Below are 20,640 nucleotides of genomic sequence, written 5' to 3' on the forward strand. Positions count from 1 at the left end.
CAACTCTTCGGTCTAGCAGCCTGAATGATCTGATCGACGGGGTTCGTTTTGCCGTTTCAAGTTACTGCAACGGTGCCCTCCACTCGAAACGGAGCGCCTGATTCTACGAGGCCATGGCATCCGGGATCTTGATGCAAACTTCGGAATGTGGAGCAATCCCAGCGTCGTTGAGTATATCACGCGCAAGCCCTCGACGCGGGAGGAAAGCTGGTCGCGGATCTTGCGCTATGCGGGCCATTGGCGCCTGCTCGGTTATGGTTCTTGGGCGGTTCACGAGAAGAACTCAGGCCGTTTCGTCGGCGACGTATGTTTCCTGAATGCGAAGCGGGCAATGAGTCCATCGTTTGCTGGCATCCCGGAGATGGGATGGGTTCTCGATCCTGCATTCCACGAAAAAGGTTACGCAACCGAGGCGGTGCAGGCTGCCCTCCTGTGGGGCGACGCCAACCTGCCGTTGGGACGAACGGTATGCATGATTTCGCCAGACAATCTTGCTTCGCTGCAGATCGCCCGAAAATGTGGGTACAGAGAGTTTGCGAGAACCACCTATACGGATAGCGAAGTCATTCTGTTCCAGCGCGATCGGCACTGATGCAGTTGAGCAGAGGGGACAGCTCGCCACTTGGCGCCGTTCTCATGGCGCCACAGGATGGCATCCAGTGTCCGCCGCGAGTCCTGGGGTGGTGTCTTGCCTGAAGACGCTGTGCGGGCCGGTATCAAGTTTTTCCAAGTTACTCCACGGACGTCGTTTGAAGAGCGCCAGCATCGACACGCTCCGAATCCCCGGTCTCCTCCCACCATTCGCCGAGGGCGTCGATCAGCGGCACAAGACGAAGGCCTGCCGGCGTGAGGTCATACTCGACACGCAAGGGATAGCCCTCAAATTCCGTGCGGGTGACAATTCCCGCGTCTTCCAGCTTTCGGAGCTCGAAGGTGAGCATCTTATGCGAAATCGTCGGGTTGTCCCGGCGAAGGTCGCTGAAGCGCTTTGTCCCGTCCTTGAGGTAGTAAATCAGCAGCGTGGGCCAACGGCCACTGAGGACTTGCATCACCTCTTCGATGGGACATTGTGAGACCAGGTTTTTCATGGGCAGCTCGTGGTTACAAAAAGGTGCGTAATTTACTTACGGTCAGCGTCGCGTAAGTTCCAGCCTCGCTGCGCAGCGTGATCAGCAGAAATCACGGAGAACAAGAGAATGGAACCGACTCTCATTTATGGCTTCCCTCTGGGAAGTTCCATGGGGCTTGTCGCGGCTCTCGAATGGCTGGGTAAGCCCTACAGGCTTTGCCGAGTGGACATGATGAGCGAAATGCACGAGCCATCCTATGCGCGGATCAACGCTCGGCACGAGACACCTGCCATTGTTGACGATCAGGGCAGGATCCTGGCGGAGACCATGGCGATCGCCTCCTGGCTTGAGGCAAGGGATGCAGATCGGCGCATCAGCTTCGACCCGCTCTCCCACCAGGCCGATCGCATGCATCAGATCATGGCTTACGTGAATACGGGATTCACCGCTGCGTTCAGTCCCCTGTGGGCCGCACTCGAGATGGAACCGCCGGACCCGACGCTGCAGTCAACGCTCCGGGAGTGGGGCCGAGACAGGATCATCGAGCGCCATGACAAGCTGGAAGACATGATCGAGGAAACACCCTTCCTGGTCGGCGACAAACCGACCCTGGCAGACGCGGTATTCATCGGCGTGGCACGCTGGCTCGACTTCCATGCCATTGCCGACAGGTCACGTTGGCCAAAGTTGGCGGCATTGCGGGAGCGCCTCGAAGCCGACCCCGCAGTGATCTACGCGACCGCCTTGGAAAATGGCGAAAGTCGACAGGGAACGGGCTCCTGCATCGGGCATGTCCCCCTCGCAGAAGTGATCTCCCGGTTCGGCAAGTAAGATCGAATCGTTCTCGAAGATCCTCCGGTTACCTCAGGACCAGCCAACTCCAACGAAAAAGCCCTGGCCGAGAGTGTAAGGGCTCTCAACCAGGGCCGGCTCCAAGCATTGGAGGCTATGGAGATTGTTCGGGCTGATACGCAACGCGCCCGGCACCTGCATGGTGGAATGGTCAAGCTTAACAATTCGTGCACGGGCCGGGCACTTGGCCCGTGCCTTGACCTCTCAGGCGAGATGCCGACCTCAATGCGCGGGAGAGGGGCTGACCCAGCGTTCGCCAGCTGATCTTGGCTGTGATCTCGCAAACGCTCCGTGAAGAGCATGACCCCGAAACCCAGCCCTTTCGAGATAAGATTATTATCTTGCTTCCCATGGGGTAGCCCCTCATAGTTACTGCTCCCGTCTGAGACAAACCAAGTCTGCACTGTCCCTTGCGAAAGCAGGCCGTCGCGGCCCTTTCAGAGAGCGAATATTCCTATGGCGAACATCACCTACTCGGCTCTGACATTCACGACTATTGGAGGCTCCGTATGGGACGACGGCATCGCCGAGGACGGGGAGGGCGGATCCCATAATCTGCCGCTGGACATCCAAATTGGACTGCTTGGCACCAGTCCAGGCACATCGATCGAGTGGAGAGACAACTACGAACTGGGAATGCCCCGCAATCAATTCACGGGGCTGACCATCTTCTGGGGACCCGAGGGGTATTCGCCGTGGCAGGGTTTCTTCGTCAGAAGCAAGGACTCTTCCGCTTTCGAACTTAACGGTTTTCAATGGTACGACTGGAACTGGGAAGGCACTCCAATTCAGGTCGAGGGCTTTCTGGACGGAGCTCGTGTGGCCCTGTCCAGCTTCCAGGCCAATTTTGATGACTCCATTGTGACGGTAAACCTCGGCATGGACTTCGACCTGGTCGACGAGGTCCGCATCACTTACGCCAGCACAGGGTACGGGACCATCAACAACCTGCAGCTTGCGGGGATCGATACCGTCGGTCCATCCGTTACAGGCGTCTGGGTGCCGGTGAACGGCACCTACGCGGCCGGTCAAACACTCACGTTTACGCTCAGCTTCGATGAAATTGTGACTGTTGCGATCGATGGAGGCCGACCACAGCTGGCGCTGGTGATCGGCACGCAGACGGTTTACGCAGATTACGTCCCTGGCTCAGGATCAAATGTTGTGTCCTTCCGGTATACCGTGCAACCGGGCCAGTTGGACGCAAATGGCATCACTGTCTCGTCTCTCCAACTCAATGGCGCAACCATTACTGACGATGTTGGCAACGCCGCAACCCTGACTTTGAACAATGTCGGGTCGACATCGGGTGTGCTGGTCGACGGAGTGCCCCCGGCCACTGTGATCACCAGAGCCGCCTTTTCAGCCGATACCGGACAGTCGGCCGCCGACTTTGTGACCCGCACGGCAGCACAGACCATCAGCGGCACCCTCTCGGCTGCTTTGGAGACTGGCGAAGCTGTTGAAGTCTCCCTCAACAATGGCAGTACGTGGACACTCGCATCCACTTCTGTTGGATCGAGCGCCTGGTCGCTCGCGGGCGTGACGCTGGCGGGCAGCAACACCCTGCAAGTCAGAGTGACCGATGGTGCTGGTAATCGAGGGCCCGTTTACACTCAGGCCTATGCGCTCGACACCACGGCGCCGACGGTGACGATCACCAGCAACAGATCATCTCTCAAAATCGGCGAGACCGCGACCATCACCTTCACCTTCAGCGAGGATCCGGGTCTAACATTCACCTGGGATGGATCTGCCGGCGACGTCGTCGTCTCCGGTGGCACACTCAGCGCAATTTCCGGGAGCGGCACGACGCGGACGGCTACGTTCACGCCGTCGGCATTAACCGACGGTGGCACAGCCACCATCTCGGTAGCGGCGGCATCCTATATCGATATAGCTGGAAATTCTGGAGGTGCAGGCGCGACGCCGAGCATTTCGTTCGATACGCTCGCGCCCGCCGCGACTTCAACACCCGATCTGAACGATGCAAGTGACAGCGGGATCTCAGCTACCGACAACCTGACCAGCGACACGACGCCGACCCTGACCGGCACCGCCGAAGCTGGCAGCACCGTTACTCTCTATGACGGCGCGACAGTCGTCGGTTCGGGTGTGGCGGTCGGCGGGGTTTGGTCTGTTACCACGACGGGCCTGACGAGCGGGACGCACCACATTACCGCGATCGCGCGTGATACGGCAGGTAACGTCAGCAACGTATCCTCATCCCTTGCTTTGACCATAGATACAACCGCGCCGATTGCCACTCCGTTGGCGTCGCAGCCCGGTGACGTGACGAATCTCGCGCCGGACAGCGCGATTATCCTGCGCTTCGATGGTTCGGTTGAGATCGGAACAAGCGGCAGCATCATCCTGTACAACGTAACCGATGGAACCGTTCTCGAGACCATCCCGTACAATTCTGCCGCCATCAGCGGCTGGGGATCTGATGCGCTCGCGATCAACCCATCCTTCCGCCTGCCGGTAGGGAAGACTATTGCTGTGATGTGGAGCGCTGCGGCCTTCCAGGATCAGGCGGGCAACTTTGTCGCTGCGAACGCCAGCAACACGTTCTGTGCCTTCACCGTCAAGGAAGATCCGGTGGCTCCTACGGCCACCAATCTGAACCAGACGATCGCGCTTCCGGAAGATGCTGGCCCTGTCGCCCTCGACGACATTGTCGTCGCGGACCTCAACTCTGGTGATACGGTGACGGCAACGCTGACGCTGAGCAATCCGGCTGCGGGCTCTCTCAGCCTGGGAACGTACGGATCGGCCGTCTCAAGTTTCAATGCGGCGACAGGCGTGTGGACCGTAACGGGATCGGTCGCAGAGGTGAACTCAGCTCTTGCTGACGTGTCCTTCACGCCTTCACCTGACTGGAGCCATACGCTCACGATCGTCACTCGGATCAGGGATGCAGCCGGGACAGGCCCGGCCGACGGCACGATTACGCTGAGCGCAACCAACCCGCTAGATGGCGACAACACGATCTTGGGGGGAGGCGGTTGGGACAGTCTCTTTGGCGGTGCAGGCTCCGACAGCCTATTCGGCCGTGCCGGGAACGATCGCCTGGACGGTGGCTCTAACAACGACACGGTGTCAGGAGGCTCGGGCAATGACAGGGTCTATGGCGGCAGCGGCAATGACAGGGCGTCCGGTGGGAGCGGTGCCGACAAAGTCTATGGCGGATCAGGGCATGATCAGGTCTATGGCGATGCTGGGAATGACCGGCTCTATGGAGACACCGGGAACGATCGGCTTTCCGGCGGGACGGGTCACGACATCATGATGGGTGGCAGCGGCCGTGACACCATCAGCGGTGGCTCGGGCGACGACCGGATCTATGGCGGCTTAGGCGCCGATGTCCTCAGTGGCGGCGCCGGCCGCGATTCCTTCGTGTTTGACACCACACTTGGCAAGGGTGAGGTCGATACGATCCGGGGATTCGACCCATGGGAGGACAGGATCCTGCTCGACGACGCCATCTTCAAGAGTGTTGGCGGCCGCGGAGGCTTCGATTGGAGCGCGTTCCAATGGGGTGACAAAGCATTCGGTGCCGAGGTGCGCGTTCTTTACGACTTTGCATCGGGTGCACTGTTGTATGATGCCGACGGGAATGGGTCGGCCGCGGCGGTGACTTTTGCCAAAGTCGACCCATGGCTATGGCTCACATCTGACAACTTCAGGATCATCTAAGATTCCGGACGGTCCTGCATCGCTGGGAGCAACTTCGTCATGAAAATGGCCCCAGCCGAGAGGTAAGGGCTCTCAGCCAGGGCCAGGCTCCACGCTTGGGGGCAATGGAGAGTGTGCGGGCTGATACGCAGCGCCCGTTACCCGCATTCTGAAACAGCCAAGCTTAACAATTGGTAGAGGGACAATCAGGCTGCCCAAAGCCAGTTTGATTAGGCGAGATGCCGGGCGAAGTGCTTGTTCATCTCGAACATGCTGACCTTGTCCTTGCCATCAAAGACCGCCCGCAGCTTGTCGTCCGCCAGGATCTCGCGCTTGTTCGCCGGGTTCTGCAGGTTGTTGGCCTTGATGTACTCCCACACCTTGCTCACCACTTCGGTGCGGAGCAGGGGAGACGAGCCAACAACGGCCGCCAGTTCATTCGAGGGTTGCAGCGGCTTCGCCAAGGCCGGGTTCGGCTTTTTGGCTGCTTTTGCTTCGGTCATAGTCAAACTCCTACAATGTGCCCGTCATAGGCGTGCGGAATGGCGCGCGACCATGACGAGCGAAAAACTAACAGTCTCTTAATGAGGACTGGCCATTCACCGACGCCGCTTGGGTGGTGACTTCGCCATCATCTGGCGCATCGCCTCTTCGGCCTGTGCTCTGGCATCGGCATCATGATTGAGGTTCCGTACCTCTGAGGGCTCATCCTGCTCCTGCAGGCCATTCTGGCGCGCCCGCCATTGTTTCCCCTGCGCCGCAGTGGCAGCGGCATTTGCAAGTTTCTCCAGCCGGTCAAGTTGCGGCGTACTGGCCCGACCTTCGGTTTCGGTCCGTTCGTCTTCGGCTTCTGGGCCTCTCGGCATGCATCTGATCCCTTGAAACAATGTTCGTCAGTTCCCTACGTATCTAGGCACTGGCTTCCATATCGACAGGGCCGCGGTTAACTTCGCCTTAACCATAGCAGTCCGAGGTAGGCTGATGCGGAAGATCCACCCTGGCTTTACAGCTCTTGCCATCCTCCTGGGCCCTGCCTCCGTGATTATTGCCCATGGGAAGATCACCGAGTATTCCCAACAGACGGTGGCAAAACCCTCAGATCCTGCCGCAATCATCCGGCAGGCCCATGCCCACTGTTCCGAACTGCCCCAGTCTCAGCGCCCCGGTCACTGTGACGAATATCTGGCCTACTTCGAACAATGTGCCGCCCGGAAGGAGCGCTGTGATCCGCGCTCTGTCGGCGAGATCTTGGTTCGGCAAAACCTCTCCCCGGCGCCGTTGGAAACGCTGAAGATCGACAGGATCGCCGTGTCAGATGACTGAACCCGGCAGATCACCATTGGCCCTGTTCGGGCTTATGTGCCCATCAGCTGGGGGACCTCACTTGCCGGCAGCGCCTGGGCAAAGTAGTGCCCCTGCACCAGCTTGCAGCCGTTCCGCTTCAGAAACTCCAGTTGGGCGGCGGTCTCCACGCCTTCCGCGACAATCTCGATGCGCAGGCTTTGCCCTAGGCCCAGCAAGGCTTTCACAATAGCGGCGTCACCGGCATCCTGCTCAATATCGCTGACGAAGGAGCGGTCAATCTTGATCACGTGTACCGGGAACCGCTTCAGATGAGTGAGCGAGGCATAACCGGTGCCAAAGTCATCCAGTGCAATGGTCACCCCGGCTGCACTCAGAGCCTGAAGCGCTCGTTCAACATGACCTGCATTGCAATCGAGGAAGACACTCTCAGTGACCTCCACTTCCAGGCAAGAACTCGGGATATCCCATTCTTCAAGCTCCGATAGCACGCGCTCGGCATAATCAGCGTGGCGGAACTCGGCGGCGGACACGTTGATGGCCACGCGGCCGAAGGTCAGGCCTGCATCGAGCCAATGACGCATATCCTTGAAGACCAGAGACCGCATGCGGGACCCGAGAGCCGAGCCCAATTCGGTATCATTGAAGGCCGGCGAGATCGTACCTGGATATTGGATTCCCAGCCGCGGATGCTCCCACCGCAGCAGCGCCTCGAAGCCAACCGGCTCCTCTGATTCCAGTGAGATCTTAGGCTGGTAGAACGGCTTGACCCGATCCGAGGACAGAAGTCGGCCTGCAGTCTCCAGTGCGGATGCTACCTTCTGAGCCTCCTCGCTCATGGTCGGGCTATACATCATGTACATGCCGCGACCAGCGACCTTGCTCTGATAGAGCGCCAGATCCGCCTGCTTCTGCAGGTCTTCAACCCTTATGGTATGCCTTTGAGACACCACCATGCCGATGCTGGTGCGACAGTCATGGGCCGGATCATCCTCCGGGTGCGGGTTCTGCATCCGGTTCAGGATGAGCCGCGCCACCGCAATGACCTCATCCTCATGCTCGACATCGGGCAGAAGCAGACCGAATTCGTCGCCGCCCAAGCGTGCAACCGTGTACCTGTCGCCAGCCAGGGATTGGAGACGCTCGGCAAACTCCCGCAGAAGCGCATCTCCAGCATCATGGCCGAACCGGTCGTTGACCAGCTTGAGGTGATCGAGATCCATCAGCAGCAGCCCGACCTTGGTTTCAGCCTTGGTTGACCGCTCAAGTGCCCGTTGAACCTCCTCATAGAAGAACCGGCGGTTCGGCAGGCCGGTCAGGTCATCGTGATAGGCGGCCCAATGCAGCCGTTCCCGAGCAAGTCTCCTCTCGTGAATGTCCTCGATCATGCCGTACCAGCGCAGGATTGCTCCGTCCCTACCGAGGCGAGCGGCTGCGTGCCCGCGAAACCAGCGGTAGGTGCCATCCACGAGTCTCACCCGGAACTCGGACACGTAGGGCTTGCCCGTCTTCAGGGACCGGCTGGCCTTTTCCTGAAGGAGCGGCACGTCGTCAGGATGAATGGCCGCCATCCACTTCCATCCCTGTGTTTGCTCGAATGTGAGCCCGGTCAGTTTGTGCCAGCGGGGGGATACCTGCAGGAGGTTGCCGTCCGGATCAGAGGTCCAGGGAATCTGAGGGCTGAGTTCAACGGAAAAGCGGTAATGCTCCTCGCTCTCTCGCAGGGCCTCCTCTACCTCCCGGTATCCAGCCTCGATGCGTTCCTTGGCCATGCCTAAGAACACGAAGGCGAGCGCCGGGACATAGACGATCAGGAACAGGGCCATCTCCGACGACCAACTCCTGACAAATGCGTCGACACCAAACATTGAGCCGATTGGCAGCCCCAGGACAGCACGAAACAGGCTAAAGGTGGTGAGCACCAGGAGGAGAGCCACGGCGGCACGCTGAGAAGCCAGCCGATGAGGATCGTGCTTCCAGAACTCCCGGGCAGACAAGGCCGCATAGCCGCCGGTGATCAACGAGATGACCGTAACCCGCGCTCCGATGTTGTCGTGGAACAGCGGGTAAGTCAGTATCCAGAACGCCGGACCGGCAATAAGCGCCAGTCTGGAGATCGGTCGCTCATTGAACATCCTGGCTCCGGTATAGAGAGCCCCGTATCCAAACGCGACGAGGCTGTTGGCCAGCATCAGCTTTGGATGAACTGGCAGCCCCGGAACAAGATTGACCAATCCGATGCCGATCGCATTCAGGACAAAGGTGGCACTCCACCAGGCGAGAGCACTGATCTTCCGGTTCCGCGTCCAGAAGAAGAACAGCAGGCCTCCAAGGATAACCAAAGTCAGAATGAAATCGAACGCGAGGGTACGGGGGTCGAGGCTCATAGGTCCATGCTTATCGCATCACAAGTGAACTACAGAATAAATCACATAATGAATTGAAGTCGGGCCAAAGGCGCCGGTCATTCCATTCCATGGTCGCGGAGAGGCTGGCTAGTCTCAAATAGAGAGCCGTAACAGCCGAAACTGGCCTGAACATTGCACAACGAGTACGCCTATCACATTATTCCGGCGGGGATCGCAGCGCCCGCTGCAAAGGCCGCCTACATCCAGCGGGAATTTAGATCTCTTCCAATCAAGCCTTGCGTAAGCTTTGTCGACTAAGAGATCTCCCGCCTGTAACTTGCCGCGCCACGGGGGCGTGCACCTCCCGCGGTGATGCGGGCAGGTCAACGAAAGACAATGCGTTTTCTCAATAATCTTAGGCTCATAGTCAAATTGGCTATTCCAGCAGTAATCTTTGTCGCCGTCACCATTGGGTTGGTCGCAATTGCTAAAAACGGCTTGGATGCGCTCTCCGCCGACACCAAAGAACTGGCCGAGATCGAGGCTGCCCGCCTGACTACGATCCTGAAGATCAACGCTGAGGTGAATGAGGCCAGCATTCAGGAAAAGAATCTGATCCTTGTCTCCTCTGATGCCCCGGACCGACTGAAGAGCGGCGAGGCGGTCTATCAGCAGTATAAAAAGCTTGCGCTTCAACACGCGGACGAGTTGATCGCGCTCTCCGGCTCGCCGGAGCGCCGGGCCACCAACGAGGAACTCAAGGCCACGATCAGCAAATACTTCGGTCTGATGGACACGAGCGTCAGCTACGCCATGAGAGATCAGGATTCGTTCGCGCTTGAAATTTCCAATGGGGCAGGGCGTGATGTCCGCCGCCAACTGCGTGATCTCGTGACACAACGCATTGAGGCCAATCAGAAGACCCTCGATACTGCCGCACATGAGGCCGAAGCTCTCGCGGCGTCGACCTCCACAATCTTGATTGCCTCCTCAGTCGTTGGCATCCTGTTTGCGGTAGCACTTCTCGGTTCCATTGTCGTGTTTGCGGTCGTTCGCCCACTCGGCGCAATGACCGGAGCTATGGGGCGTCTCGCCAGCGGCGACCTGGCCGTGGACGTGACCGGCACCGAGCGTAAGGACGAGGTCGGCACGCTGGCCCGCTCGCTGCAGGTCTTTAAGGACAATGCCATTGAGGCTCGCCGTCTCGCCGCCGAGCAGGAAGTGGAGAACCAGGCCAAGATGCGCCGTGCCGAGGTTCTCGACCAACTCACGAAGCGCTTCGAGAGCAACGTGTCGGCACTCACGCAAGGCTTGTCGTCTGCCGCCACCGAGATGGAAGCGACTGCACAATCAATGACGCAGGTAGCCGGTCAGACCACGCAGCAGTCGGTCACGGTCTCATCGGCAGCCCAGCAGACTTCCGCCAACGTTCAGACGGTGGCGGCCGCCACGGAGGAACTCTCCATTTCGATCCGCGAGATCGCCTCCCAGGTGGCGCAGTCCTCGCAGGTGGCTGATAAGGCAGTCCAGGGCACTCAGCGCACCAGCGATACAGTGCAGGAGCTTGCCGCAAGCGCCGAAAAGATCGGCAACGTCGTGCAGCTGATCAACACCATTGCAGGGCAGACTAACCTGCTGGCACTGAACGCCACGATCGAGGCGGCGCGGGCAGGCGAAGCCGGCAAGGGCTTTGCCGTGGTGGCCACGGAGGTGAAGGAGCTCGCGACCCAGACGGCTAAGGCAACCGACGAGATCTCGTCCCAGATCGGCTCGGTGCAGCAGGCAACACAGCAGACAGTCTCTGCCATCCAGGAGATTGCGCGCACGATCACCGAGATGAGCCAGATCTCGACCTCGATTGCGGCCGCCATGGAGGAGCAGGGGGCGGCCACCGCCGAGATCGCCCGCAACGTGCAGGAGGCGGCGCGTGGCACGGAAGCCGTGACCGGCAGCATTGTGGACGTGCAGCAGGGGGCGGGCGAGACCACCTCGGCAGCCTCCCAGGTGCTGGGTGCGGCTCAGGAGCTGTCGCGCCACTCCAACGACCTCTCCCGCGAGGTCACAGACTTCCTCACAGGAGTGAAGGCCGCTTAGTATAGAGAAACCTTTAGGTTAGCGAGCTAGCCCCACGCAGGCTCACTGGTCTCACCTGAAGGTTACCTTGAGGAGGGCCGCTGGAAACAGCGGCCCTTTTTGTTGAGAAGAAATGGCGGGGTCAGGTGCCATAGTTAAGTTCCATAATCAATGTTACCGGTCCTTTTATTGTAGCCGCAAAGTTAGAATGTCCTGATCCCGCAAAGTAGGAATGTCACACTCCCCGCTTGTGAATGAGGCGGGAGAACGCGGATGGGACTGATTGCGATGAGCGCGCGCGATCTGCAGCGGATTGAGGTTCTGTCGAAGGTTGTCGAGGGCCGCATGACGATCGTGGCGGCGGCCCATGTCCTGGCGCTGAGCTCGCGGCAGGTCCGCCGACTGCTGGAGCGATTGCAACCCGATGGCGCGGCCGCCATTCGGCACAAGGCGCGCGGCCGGCCCTCGAACCATCGTATCAGCGGCGGCGTGCGGGATTATGCCCTGGCGATCGTCCGGGAGCGTTACGCGGATTTTGGCCCGACTCTGGCCGCCGAGAAGCTGGCCGAACAGCACGGACTGACGGTCTCCCGCGAGACCTTGCGCCAGGGGATGGCTGGGGCTGGCCTCTGGTTGTCCCGCAAACAGCGACGCACCTTCCATCAGCCTCGGCTGCGGCGTGAGGCCTATGGCGAGCTGGTGCAGATCGACGGCTCGGACCATCGCTGGTTTGAGGATCGCGGCGATCCCTGCTCCCTGCTCGTCTTCATTGATGACGCCACCGGCAAACTGATGCAGTTGCGGTTTGTGCGGTCAGAAAGCGCCTTCAGCTATTTTGAAGCCCTGGAGCTCTATCTGCAGAGCCATGGCTGCCCTGTCGCGTTCTACTCCGACAAGCACTCCGTGTTTCGGGTGGCCAGGCAGGAGGCCAGGAACGGCCAGGGCATGACGCAGTTCGGCCGCGCCTTGGCGGAACTCAACATCGAGATCCTCTGCGCCAATTCCAGCCAGGCCAAGGGCCGGGTCGAGCGCGCCAACCGGACCCTTCAGGATCGTCTGGTGAAAGAACTGCGCCTGGCGGGGGTTGCCACGATGGACGAGGGCAATGCCTTCCTGCCCGGCTTCGTGGAGCACTACAAAGCCAGGTTCGCACGGATCCCGGCTCGGCCGGCAGATCTCCACCGGCCGCTGAACCTGTCACCGGGCCGGCTGCAAGAGATCCTGTGCCGGCGCGAGCAGCGCTATGTTGGCGCCCAGCTGACCTTTTCCTATGAGCGCAAGCGGATCATGCTGGAGGAGAACGACGTCACCCGCGGGCTCGTTGGCCGCTACGTTGAGACCTACGCCTTCGCCGACGGCAGGCTTGAGGTGCGGTGGACAGGGCATGCCCTGTCCTACCGGGTGTTCGACAAGGACCAGCGTGTGACCCATGCGGCGATCACCGAGAACAAGCGGTTGGGCGACGTGCTGGCGTATATCAAGGAGCGGCAGGACCAGCGTCCCCCACCCAAGGTCAAGACCAACAGCGAGAAGACCGGCTACAAGCCGCGGGGTGCCAAGCGGGGCCGCAAGACTGATGTGATGTCCGATCCGGCCGTCGCATCCAAGCGTGAGCACGCGCTGGCTCGCCTGGCCGCCGCGGAGTGACATTTCTACTTTGCACGCCGACGGACATTTCAATCTGGCAGCCACATTTATCGTTTAACAAAGATAACGCCCTCGCTAGGGGCGAATAGCACAATCTTTCCCGTCACTCTTTGTGGTCGATGGTTGTGTTACGGACAACCAAGTGAGTGTCCAGCACATAGCGAATGTCACGGAGAGACTGGCTTTGCAGCAACTCGAGGAGGAGCGATAGCGCTGCCTTTCCAGCCTCCACGGACCGGTTCGAGACCGTTGTCAGAGATGGATATGTCGCGGCACCCAGCACATCGTCACACCCGACCACACCGAATTGGCCAGGGACTCTGATCTTGCGATCCGCCAGTCCAGCGAGAATCCCCTGCGCCGTCAGATCGTCGAATGCGATCGCAGCCGTAGCCCCAGTAGTCAGGATCGCCGCTACGGCTTCACGCCCTGCGTCATAGCTCGGTACGATGGCGGCCACTATGTCGACTTTCAGTCCCAGGCGCTCAGCCGACTTACGCACTGCAAGTCGGCGTTGCTTGTTCGACCATGATGTCACCGGTCCCGCGACATAGACGATATGTTGGTGTCCGAGTTCGGCCAGATGTGCAACCGCCTCGCGCACGCCAGAGCCGCTATCGATCAGAACACGCGGAATGCCCTCGACATCGCGATTGATCAGAACCAAGGGCCGCTGAGCAGCATGAGCTCGAATGCGTTCGTCCGATAATCGCGATGAGGCGAGGATCAGCCCCTCGACCTGACCTGTGAAACGCCCCACGAGTTTGTCTTCTTGCTTTGGGTCCTCATCGGAATTTCCGAGAAACACACAAAAGTCCGATCGATCAGCCTCCATTTGAGCGGCCCGGATCAAAGGCGGGAAGAATGGATTCGCAATATCAGGCACGATCAGCGCGACATTCCCATGACGCCCCGTACTCAACGCGCGGGCCGTCTGGTTAGGGACATAGCCAAGCTTCTCGGCAGCATCCCGGACCCGCCTGACCGTTTCAGGGCTGAGCATCTCTGGGCGGGTAAAGGCACGAGAGACGCTCGAGCGGGCAACGCCCGCTGCCTGCGCGACCTGTTTGATGGTCAGCTTCTGTTTCTGCCCACTCACCATTGCCCCTCTATCACCAACCGCCAGGTACCGGCCATCTTCTTTGAGCACAAGGCTCACATCTGCCCTAAGGATGCCGTTGTCTAGATCAGCCCGTTGACATGCAACCGGTTGCAGGCTTTAGTTCATGCCATTGCCAGAGTCAGAGTACAAGAGCCCACCTCATCAACTGGCACGCTGCATTCAGGAGGCTACCGTGACGGATACTCCTACCCAGTCCCCTGCCCCAGTGAGCCATCGCTCGGTCGAACAGCTTCGTATCGAGAGCTACCGCACGCGGGCCGAGATGGGTGCCGCCAGCGCCAGCGCGATCGCGACAGACCTCCGAGAGCGGCTAAGCCGCCAATCGCAGGTGCGAATGATTTTTGCTGCCGCGCCTAGCCAAGCAGAAACCCTCCGTCGCCTTCGGGAGGAGCAGGGAATTGACTGGGATCGGGTAACGGCCTTTCATATGGATGAATACATAGGTCTTCCGGCTGATGCGCCGCAGCGTTTCGCGCATTGGCTTGACGAAGCCCTCTTCGCTCATCTCCCCTTCGCGGCGGTGCATCACATCGTCCCCGAACCGGATCCCACTACGGCGGCGGAGACCTACGCCGCTTGCCTTGCCGAGGCGCCCATCGACCTCGTCTGCCTCGGGATCGGCGTTAACGGCCATATTGCGTTCAATGACCCCCCCGTGGCGGATTTCCATGACCCGCTCGACGTCAAGATTGTCGCTCTTGACGAGACCTGCCGCCAGCAACAGGTCGATGATCAATGCTTCGCGCATTACGACGATGTTCCCGAGCAGGCATTGACGCTGACGATCCCGCGCCTCCTGCGAGCCGATCGCCTGTTCTGCATCGTCCCCGGCTCCATTAAGCGGGATGCCGTTCGCCGGACCCTCTATGGGCCAGTAGCGCCCGCGTGCCCGGCCAGCATCCTGCGTCAGCAGGCCCACTGCACCCTTTATCTCGATGCGGAGTCCGACCCCGATGCTGAACGGTGAGCCTATTGATGCCGATGTTCTCTGCGCCGCCTATCTCGCGTCCACAACGGATCTGATGCAGCGCATCCTGAGGGAGGAACGCACCGCGACAGATAAGGCCGCCGCTCGTCTCGCTGATCAGATTGCGGCTGATCGACTAATCCATATCTTCGGTCCAGGCGGACATTCAAACCTCGCTTCGCAGGAGGTGTTCTTCCGTGCGGGAGGCTTGATGCATGTTAGCGCCATTCTAGACGAAGGAACGCTGCTCTCCAACGGGGCTCTGCGCTCCATGGCGATCGAGCGCACGCCCGACTACGGCAAAGTGGTCATCGCCAACCAGCGGCTCATCCAAAGTGACCTTCTCATCCTCGTCAACGCCTATGGCATCAACGCGGCTCTGATCGATGCCGCCCTCGAATCCAGGGCGCGCGGTGTCTTTCTGATTGGCGTCAGTTCGCGCGAGCATGCCAGCAACACCTCCCCCGAACACCCAGCCCGGCATCCTACCCGCCAGAACCTGCACGACTTGGTCGACATCGCAATCGACACCAAGGTTCCGATCGGCGACGCCGTCGTGCGGGTTCCCGGCATGAGCCAAGACATCGCGGCAATTTCGACCTTCGCCAATGCCTTCGCGCTTAACTGCCTGGTGATCCGCACCGTGTCCAAGCTCATTGAGCGTGGCATCGAGCCGCCCGTGTGGCGGAGCGGCAACGCCCCAGGTGGCGACGAGGCCAATGCACGCTTTATTGCGAATTTTCACAACCGGGTCAGAGCCCTGTGAACTCGTCCAGCCACATTCGGGGACGCAATCCCGCGACCGGTGAGACCATTGCCATTACGGTCGAGGACGGTGTCATCGCCGCGATCCATGCTGCGAATGGAACAAGTCATGATTATGTGGCACCCGGCCTAGTCGACCTGCAGGTGAACGGCTTTGCGGGCCTTGACCTCAATGACGGCCACCTTACGCCAGAGCGGGTGAAGACGCTGGCGGACCATATGCTCTCGGTGGGCGTCACGACCTTTCTGCCGACCCTGATCACCGCGCCGGAGGCCAACATCATCCGCGCGTTGACGGTCATTGCGGAGGCCCGCCGCCGCTTTCCGTTCGTGGCCGAGATGGTTCCTTTCGTTCACGTCGAGGGGCCCTCCATTTCTCCGCTGGACGGACCACGCGGCGCTCATCCGGCCGCGCATGTGAGGGCGCCCTCCCTCGAAGAGTTTGAGCGCTGGCAGGCGGCAAGCTCCGGCCTCGTTGGCCTTGTCACGCTAGCCCCCGAGCAGCCCGGCGCAATTAATTACATAGCGGCCCTCGTACAGCGTGGCGTTCATGTGGCTCTCGGCCACACCGCCGCATCGCCCAAGGAGATTCACGAAGCCGCCGCGGCGGGAGCAAGCCTGTCTACGCATCTAGGCAACGGTGCCGCGGCCACCCTGCCCCGACACTCCAATTTTTTGTGGAGCCAACTCGCGAATGACCGACTGACCGCAACCTTCATCGCTGATGGCCATCATCTCCCAGCCGACACGTTCAAGGCGATGATTCGGGCGAAGGGCTTCGAGAGAGCCATCCTGGTGTCGGATGTGGTCGCACTCGCTGGCATGCCACCAGGCCTTTACGAACAGCCTGTAGGGGGCAGTGTCGAGGTCACAGCCGACGGACGTGTCGGCATTGCCGGCACACCGTATCTCGCCGGCGCCGGGTTACCGCTTTGCGCAAATGTCGCGATCGCCGTTCAGATGGCAGGACTGACGCTCAGCGAAGGCCTCAGGCTCGCAACGGAGAACCCCGGTCGCATCGTCGGCGGCCGGGGTCGTCTCGTCATTGGCGTCCAGGCTAATCTGATGCAGTTCTCTTGGCATGAGGGACAGCGCCGGCTCGAGGTCTCAGCCGTCTGGCTGCGAGGCAAAAAAGTGTTCTCGCGATGATCCGCGCCGGAACAGCCCTGGTGGACATCACGCCGCCGGCAGGATTGGCCCTCTCCGGGTTCGCAGCCCGCAGCGAGCCTGCGCTCGGCGCGCATGATTCCCTAACAGTGCGTGCCGTCGTGTTGGAGGATACCGCGCTTCTTGTCGCCGACGTGATCGGCCTCGATGGCGACATGGCACGGCGCATCCGAGAGCAGTGCGTATTGCCCGCCGATAATGTGATCGTCGCGGCGCTGCATTCGCATGGTGGACCCGTCTCCATGACGGGTCGCCTTAGCCAACACGCCGACACAGCCTATCTTGAACACTTGGAAGCTGCATGTGTGCACGCGATCAACAAGGCGGCATCGTCCACCCGGCCCGCCCGTCTGACCGCCGGATGGGGCATAGACCCAGGGGTCGCCCGAAACCGTCGCCATGCCGATGGCATGATCGACCCTTCCTTACCGGTTTTGCGCATCCACGACGCTGCCGGCGGCCCGATCGCCGTGATCACGGCATATGCCTGTCACCCGGTGGTGCTCGGTGCCGACAACCGGCTTTGGACGGCCGACTACCCGCACTATGCACGCGAGCGCCTTGAAGCCGCCCATCCTGGTGCCATGGCACTGTTTCTCACCGGTTGCGCGGGAGACGCTAATACCGGTCACTCGGCACACGCCTCAATCAGCCTCGCGCCCAGCACATACCGCAGCTTCGAGTCTGCACAGGCTTATGGTGAGCGGATTGCCGCCGCCGCTTGCCAAGCTGATGAGGCTCCACTGGGAGAACACGTCTCGGTGGCGAACCATATCCTACACCTCAGCTTCGAGCGGCGCGAAACGGAGACCCCAGAGGCCCTGGCCGAGCGATGGTATCGCGAGCGAGAGACTGCGGATCCCGCTCGCGCAGCGCTACTCAACCACTGGATTGCCTGGGCAACAGAAACGGCAGGGCGCCCTCTGGAGCCAATTGAGGCGCGTGTCTCCGTGCTGAACTGGGGAGGGGTGCCGATCGTTGCCCTTCCCGGAGAGATTTTTGCGGAGACAGCGCTTCAAATTCGCCAGAAGATGTCTCGCGATCCGGGTTTCGTTATTGGGTTCGCAGAAGACAACCCCGGCTACATTCCTCCAGAATCCGAATATGCGTTCGGCGGATATGAGGTGGACGAGGCACACCGCTACTACGGCCTGCCAGCCACCTTCACCGCCGGATCGGCCGAAGCTTTGGCCGAAGCGGCCATTACTCTACTTTCCAGGAGAACCTAAAAATCGATTGGAGTGGGATGACTGTCCTGCTGAGCCACATGGAGGCTTCTTGACCCGCAACCGGTTGCATGACAACCTGCCAACTACCAGCTTCGACACCATCAAAACCAGAGGAACGGGATCGACATGCTGAAATCTGCCACCACGACTTCACTGAAGCGGCACTCTGCTCGCGTCGCTCTGCTCGGCTCGACCTTGGGAGCGTCCATGCTGGCCGGGCTTTCTGCCACCTCAGCCCAGACCGTCACCGTCTGGAGCGGCTATCCGGAAATGGCGCCGTTCTACGAGCACGTGGCGCAAGGCCTCAAGGCCAAGCATCCAAACCTCAATGTCAAGGTTGAGGCTATCGCTCTTCGCGAGCATGAGAAGCGCATCGCGCTGGGCCTCACGTCCGGTGTAGCCAGTGCAACCGTTATCGAGCTCCAGGGCTCCACTGTTCGCCGCTATCTCGAGAACGATCTTTTGCCTAAGGCTCCTGACGCGGTGGCCAGCTTCGTAAAGGACAAGGCCAATTTCGACGAGTTCTTCACGTTGAACGCAAGCTATGAGGGCGCAGTCTATGGCGTGCCCCTGTTTCGTGGGCAGGCTGCGTTGTTCTACAATACCGACATGTTCAAGGCGGCCGGGTTGACGACACCGCCCAAGACCATGGAGGAGTACACACAATATGCTGAGAAGCTGACCAAGCGCGGCCCTGACGGCAATCCGACCGTGTCCGGCTGGAGTTTGCGCCTCACCGGCGGCGGGCAGGGCATCGCTGAGAAGTTCTGGATCAATCTGTTCCAGTATGGCGGCTCCGTGCTCGAGCCGGCAGCCGACGGCAAGTGGCGTGCCAACTACGCCAACGAGGCTGGTCGCGCGACACTCAAGCAGTACCTGCAGAACGTACATGTTCTCAAGACGGTTACGCCCGAGATGCCGGCCGATGCAGAGGCTTTTGAGCGCGGTCAGACCGCCATGTTTATCCGCGAGTCCTGGGTAATTGGTGACATCGCCTCCAAGGCGCCTAACCTCAACTATGCTACCACTCCGCTGCCACGTGGCTCTATTGCCCTGCCGACCAATCTCTATGTGAAGGCTGAAGGCACCGACGCTAAAGCGGCCTGGGACTTCGTCATGGCCACCAACGAGCCCGAGAACCTGACATGGCTTCTCAAGAATGTCGGCTGGCTGCCGAACCGCTCCGGAGTCGACTATTCCAGCGTGACCAGCGCAACCCCGGCGTTCAACGCCTTCGTGAACTACCCGAAGGACTACAAGTTCTTCACGCTGCCCTCAATCGGCCCGATCGAGGAGGTGCTGACGCGCTTAGCCGCCCAACTCACCAATGCCTTCCGCAATGCGTCGCTGGCCAAGGATGATGCGGCCATCGACGCCTTCCTCAAGTCGGCTGCGGACGAGACCAATCAGATCCTCCGCCGCGAAGGTCTTCTTGGGAAGTAACCTCCTACGCCGTTTGGTCTTGCGCCGTCCGGTGCGCGCTCGCGCACCGGACGCAGTCTGAGGAGGTACCCTGGTGCAGCGCAAGAGATGGATGTTCGCACTCCTCGCGATCTTGCCGACTTTGGCGATCTTCGCCTATGTCCGGATCTATCCTATCGCCGACACGTTGCGCCTGAGCCTGCACAAATGGGATATTCTATCGAAGAACAAGCCATTCATCGGCCTTGCAAACTTCGAGGAACTTACCGGAGACCCGCTGTTCCGGGAGGCGCTCCTTAACACCACCATCATCGCATTCGGCGTTCTGCTCATCACTATCCCGCTTGCATTGGTGCTGGCCGCTCTCATCTATCACCGCACCCGCTCGCGCTTTGCCGGTTTCTACGAGACGGCAATTTTCATTCCGCATGTCGTTTCGCTTGTGCCGGCTGCCATGGCGTGGAAGTGGATCTTCGATGCCCGCCTCGGCCCTTTGAACGCTCTTCTCACGACGTTCGGCTTCGCGCCGAAGGCTTGGCTCTTTGATCCGGTTCTGTCAGTTGTGTGCATCATCGTCCTCTGCTCCTGGCAGGCATTGGGCTATGCGGTGATGATCTATCTTGTGGGCTTCAAGAGCCTGCCGATCTCCCTCTACGAGGCTGCCAAGCTCGATGGTGCCTCGGCCCCCCAGAGCTTTTGGTATTTGTCGATTCCCCTGCTCAAGCCGATTACGCTGTATGTTTCGGTCGTTACGCTGGTGTCCGGCTTCAACGTCTATGCCCAGGCCTTCGTCTTGGCCTCTGACGCTCAGGGTGCTCCAGGCCGGCAGGTGCGCGTTCTGGTACTCGACATGCTGGAGAACAGCTTTCGCAACTACCGCGTCGGCTATGCTGCCTCCGAGGCGGTTGTTCTGCTGGCGATCGTTCTGGTCCTGACCTTGATTCAATTCAGACTGCTACGGGAGAAAGGTGTCCGATGAAACCGCTCCCCGAAAACG

17 protein-coding genes and 1 pseudogene are annotated in these 20,640 nt (G+C 60.2%); 12 read left to right on the plus strand and 6 right to left on the minus strand.

From position 1 onward, the window contains the following. Window positions 1-100 precede the first annotated feature (100 nt). Entirely contained in the window at window positions 101-592 is a 492-nt protein-coding gene (locus tag IC232_RS25175; protein WP_312895234.1) for a GNAT family N-acetyltransferase, read from the plus strand. A 14-nt stretch (window positions 593-606) separates the two neighbouring features. On the opposite strand, the pseudogene IC232_RS25180 reads toward IC232_RS25175, so the two are convergent. Beyond that, window positions 607-720: pseudogene (locus IC232_RS25180) on the minus strand (hypothetical protein); the annotation flags it as partial. A gap of 11 nt (window positions 721-731) precedes the next feature. Beyond that, a complete protein-coding gene (locus tag IC232_RS25185) occupies window positions 732-1,088 on the minus strand; it encodes a winged helix-turn-helix transcriptional regulator (RefSeq protein WP_190847709.1) in 357 nt (118 codons plus the stop codon). A 108-nt stretch (window positions 1,089-1,196) separates the two neighbouring features. Between IC232_RS25185 and IC232_RS25190 the strand changes: the two genes are divergently transcribed. Continuing rightward, window positions 1,197-1,901: a glutathione S-transferase family protein gene (locus IC232_RS25190; RefSeq protein ID WP_190847710.1), complete on the plus strand. Its 705-nt coding sequence runs from the start codon at window positions 1,197-1,199 to the stop codon at window positions 1,899-1,901. Window positions 1,902-2,378: 477 nt separating this feature from the next. After that, window positions 2,379-5,621 (plus strand): Ig-like domain-containing protein, encoded by a 3,243-nt coding sequence (locus tag IC232_RS25195; protein ID WP_190847711.1) that lies wholly within the window; start codon window positions 2,379-2,381, stop codon window positions 5,619-5,621. Window positions 5,622-5,830: 209 nt separating this feature from the next. Here the strand turns inward: IC232_RS25195 and IC232_RS25200 are convergent, their stop codons facing one another. Together IC232_RS25200 and IC232_RS25205 are read right to left on the minus strand one after the other, a co-directional pair. Then, window positions 5,831-6,103 (minus strand): SWIB/MDM2 domain-containing protein, encoded by a 273-nt coding sequence (locus IC232_RS25200; RefSeq protein WP_190847712.1) that lies wholly within the window; start codon window positions 6,101-6,103, stop codon window positions 5,831-5,833. Window positions 6,104-6,199: 96 nt separating this feature from the next. Beyond that, entirely contained in the window at window positions 6,200-6,466 is a 267-nt protein-coding gene (locus IC232_RS25205; protein ID WP_190847713.1) for a hypothetical protein, read from the minus strand. A 115-nt stretch (window positions 6,467-6,581) separates the two neighbouring features. Between IC232_RS25205 and IC232_RS25210 the strand changes: the two genes are divergently transcribed. Further along, a complete protein-coding gene (locus tag IC232_RS25210) occupies window positions 6,582-6,923 on the plus strand; it encodes a hypothetical protein (RefSeq protein WP_190847714.1) in 342 nt (113 codons plus the stop codon). 32 nt (window positions 6,924-6,955) lie between these two features. Here the strand turns inward: IC232_RS25210 and IC232_RS25215 are convergent, their stop codons facing one another. Beyond that, window positions 6,956-9,289 carry a putative bifunctional diguanylate cyclase/phosphodiesterase gene (locus IC232_RS25215; RefSeq protein ID WP_190847715.1) on the minus strand — a complete coding sequence of 778 codons (2,334 nt, stop codon included), beginning with the start codon at window positions 9,287-9,289 and terminating at the stop codon, window positions 6,956-6,958. Window positions 9,290-9,646: 357 nt separating this feature from the next. Here IC232_RS25215 and IC232_RS25220 point away from each other — a divergent pair, with 357 nt between their 5' ends. Beyond that, window positions 9,647-11,344 carry a methyl-accepting chemotaxis protein gene (locus IC232_RS25220; protein WP_190847716.1) on the plus strand — a complete coding sequence of 566 codons (1,698 nt, stop codon included), beginning with the start codon at window positions 9,647-9,649 and terminating at the stop codon, window positions 11,342-11,344. Between the two features lie 252 nt (window positions 11,345-11,596). Continuing rightward, on the plus strand, window positions 11,597-12,970 hold the full coding sequence (locus tag IC232_RS25225; RefSeq protein ID WP_190847717.1) for an ISNCY family transposase: 1,374 nt from the start codon (window positions 11,597-11,599) through the stop codon (window positions 12,968-12,970). A gap of 103 nt (window positions 12,971-13,073) precedes the next feature. Here the strand turns inward: IC232_RS25225 and IC232_RS25230 are convergent, their stop codons facing one another. Next, a complete protein-coding gene (locus IC232_RS25230) occupies window positions 13,074-14,072 on the minus strand; it encodes a LacI family DNA-binding transcriptional regulator (RefSeq protein ID WP_190847737.1) in 999 nt (332 codons plus the stop codon). A gap of 283 nt (window positions 14,073-14,355) precedes the next feature. On the opposite strand from IC232_RS25230, the gene IC232_RS25235 reads away from it, so the two are divergent. From IC232_RS25235 to IC232_RS25260, 6 genes are all read left to right on the plus strand, one after another. Further along, window positions 14,356-15,060, plus strand: a complete 705-nt coding sequence (locus tag IC232_RS25235; protein ID WP_190847738.1) for a 6-phosphogluconolactonase — start codon at window positions 14,356-14,358, stop codon at window positions 15,058-15,060. Continuing rightward, window positions 15,047-15,826 (plus strand): sugar isomerase domain-containing protein, encoded by a 780-nt coding sequence (locus IC232_RS25240; RefSeq protein WP_190847718.1) that lies wholly within the window; start codon window positions 15,047-15,049, stop codon window positions 15,824-15,826. Before IC232_RS25235 ends, IC232_RS25240 begins: the two co-directional genes overlap by 14 nt. Further along, a complete protein-coding gene (locus tag IC232_RS25245) occupies window positions 15,823-16,974 on the plus strand; it encodes an N-acetylglucosamine-6-phosphate deacetylase (protein ID WP_190847719.1) in 1,152 nt (383 codons plus the stop codon). Before IC232_RS25240 ends, IC232_RS25245 begins: the two co-directional genes overlap by 4 nt. Then, window positions 16,971-18,221 carry a neutral/alkaline non-lysosomal ceramidase N-terminal domain-containing protein gene (locus tag IC232_RS25250; RefSeq protein ID WP_190847720.1) on the plus strand — a complete coding sequence of 417 codons (1,251 nt, stop codon included), beginning with the start codon at window positions 16,971-16,973 and terminating at the stop codon, window positions 18,219-18,221. Before IC232_RS25245 ends, IC232_RS25250 begins: the two co-directional genes overlap by 4 nt. A gap of 126 nt (window positions 18,222-18,347) precedes the next feature. Beyond that, window positions 18,348-19,664, plus strand: coding sequence for an extracellular solute-binding protein (locus tag IC232_RS25255; RefSeq protein WP_190847721.1), 1,317 nt, complete (start codon window positions 18,348-18,350; stop codon window positions 19,662-19,664). A gap of 70 nt (window positions 19,665-19,734) precedes the next feature. Further along, a complete protein-coding gene (locus IC232_RS25260; protein ID WP_190847739.1) occupies window positions 19,735-20,622 on the plus strand; it encodes a carbohydrate ABC transporter permease in 888 nt (295 codons plus the stop codon). Window positions 20,623-20,640 lie beyond the last annotated feature (18 nt).

This window comes from Microvirga sp. (assembly GCF_014699075.1).
Classification (GTDB): Bacteria; Pseudomonadota; Alphaproteobacteria; order Rhizobiales; family Beijerinckiaceae; genus Microvirga.

Coding starts and splice junctions, on each gene's coding strand:
- IC232_RS25225 (WP_190847717.1), top strand. CDS start 11,597: ATGGGACTGATTGCGATGAGCGCGCGCGATCTGCAGCGGATTGAGGTT.
- IC232_RS25195 (WP_190847711.1), top strand. CDS start 2,379: ATGGCGAACATCACCTACTCGGCTCTGACATTCACGACTATTGGAGGC.
- IC232_RS25230 (WP_190847737.1), bottom strand. CDS start 14,072: ATGGTGAGTGGGCAGAAACAGAAGCTGACCATCAAACAGGTCGCGCAG.
- IC232_RS25190 (WP_190847710.1), top strand. CDS start 1,197: ATGGAACCGACTCTCATTTATGGCTTCCCTCTGGGAAGTTCCATGGGG.
- IC232_RS25220 (WP_190847716.1), top strand. CDS start 9,647: ATGCGTTTTCTCAATAATCTTAGGCTCATAGTCAAATTGGCTATTCCA.
- IC232_RS25210 (WP_190847714.1), top strand. CDS start 6,582: ATGCGGAAGATCCACCCTGGCTTTACAGCTCTTGCCATCCTCCTGGGC.
- IC232_RS25200 (WP_190847712.1), bottom strand. CDS start 6,103: ATGACCGAAGCAAAAGCAGCCAAAAAGCCGAACCCGGCCTTGGCGAAG.
- IC232_RS25240 (WP_190847718.1), top strand. CDS start 15,047: ATGCTGAACGGTGAGCCTATTGATGCCGATGTTCTCTGCGCCGCCTAT.
- IC232_RS25235 (WP_190847738.1), top strand. CDS start 14,356: ATGGGTGCCGCCAGCGCCAGCGCGATCGCGACAGACCTCCGAGAGCGG.
- IC232_RS25185 (WP_190847709.1), bottom strand. CDS start 1,088: ATGAAAAACCTGGTCTCACAATGTCCCATCGAAGAGGTGATGCAAGTC.
- IC232_RS25250 (WP_190847720.1), top strand. CDS start 16,971: ATGATCCGCGCCGGAACAGCCCTGGTGGACATCACGCCGCCGGCAGGA.
- IC232_RS25255 (WP_190847721.1), top strand. CDS start 18,348: ATGCTGAAATCTGCCACCACGACTTCACTGAAGCGGCACTCTGCTCGC.
- IC232_RS25215 (WP_190847715.1), bottom strand. CDS start 9,289: ATGAGCCTCGACCCCCGTACCCTCGCGTTCGATTTCATTCTGACTTTG.
- IC232_RS25205 (WP_190847713.1), bottom strand. CDS start 6,466: ATGCCGAGAGGCCCAGAAGCCGAAGACGAACGGACCGAAACCGAAGGT.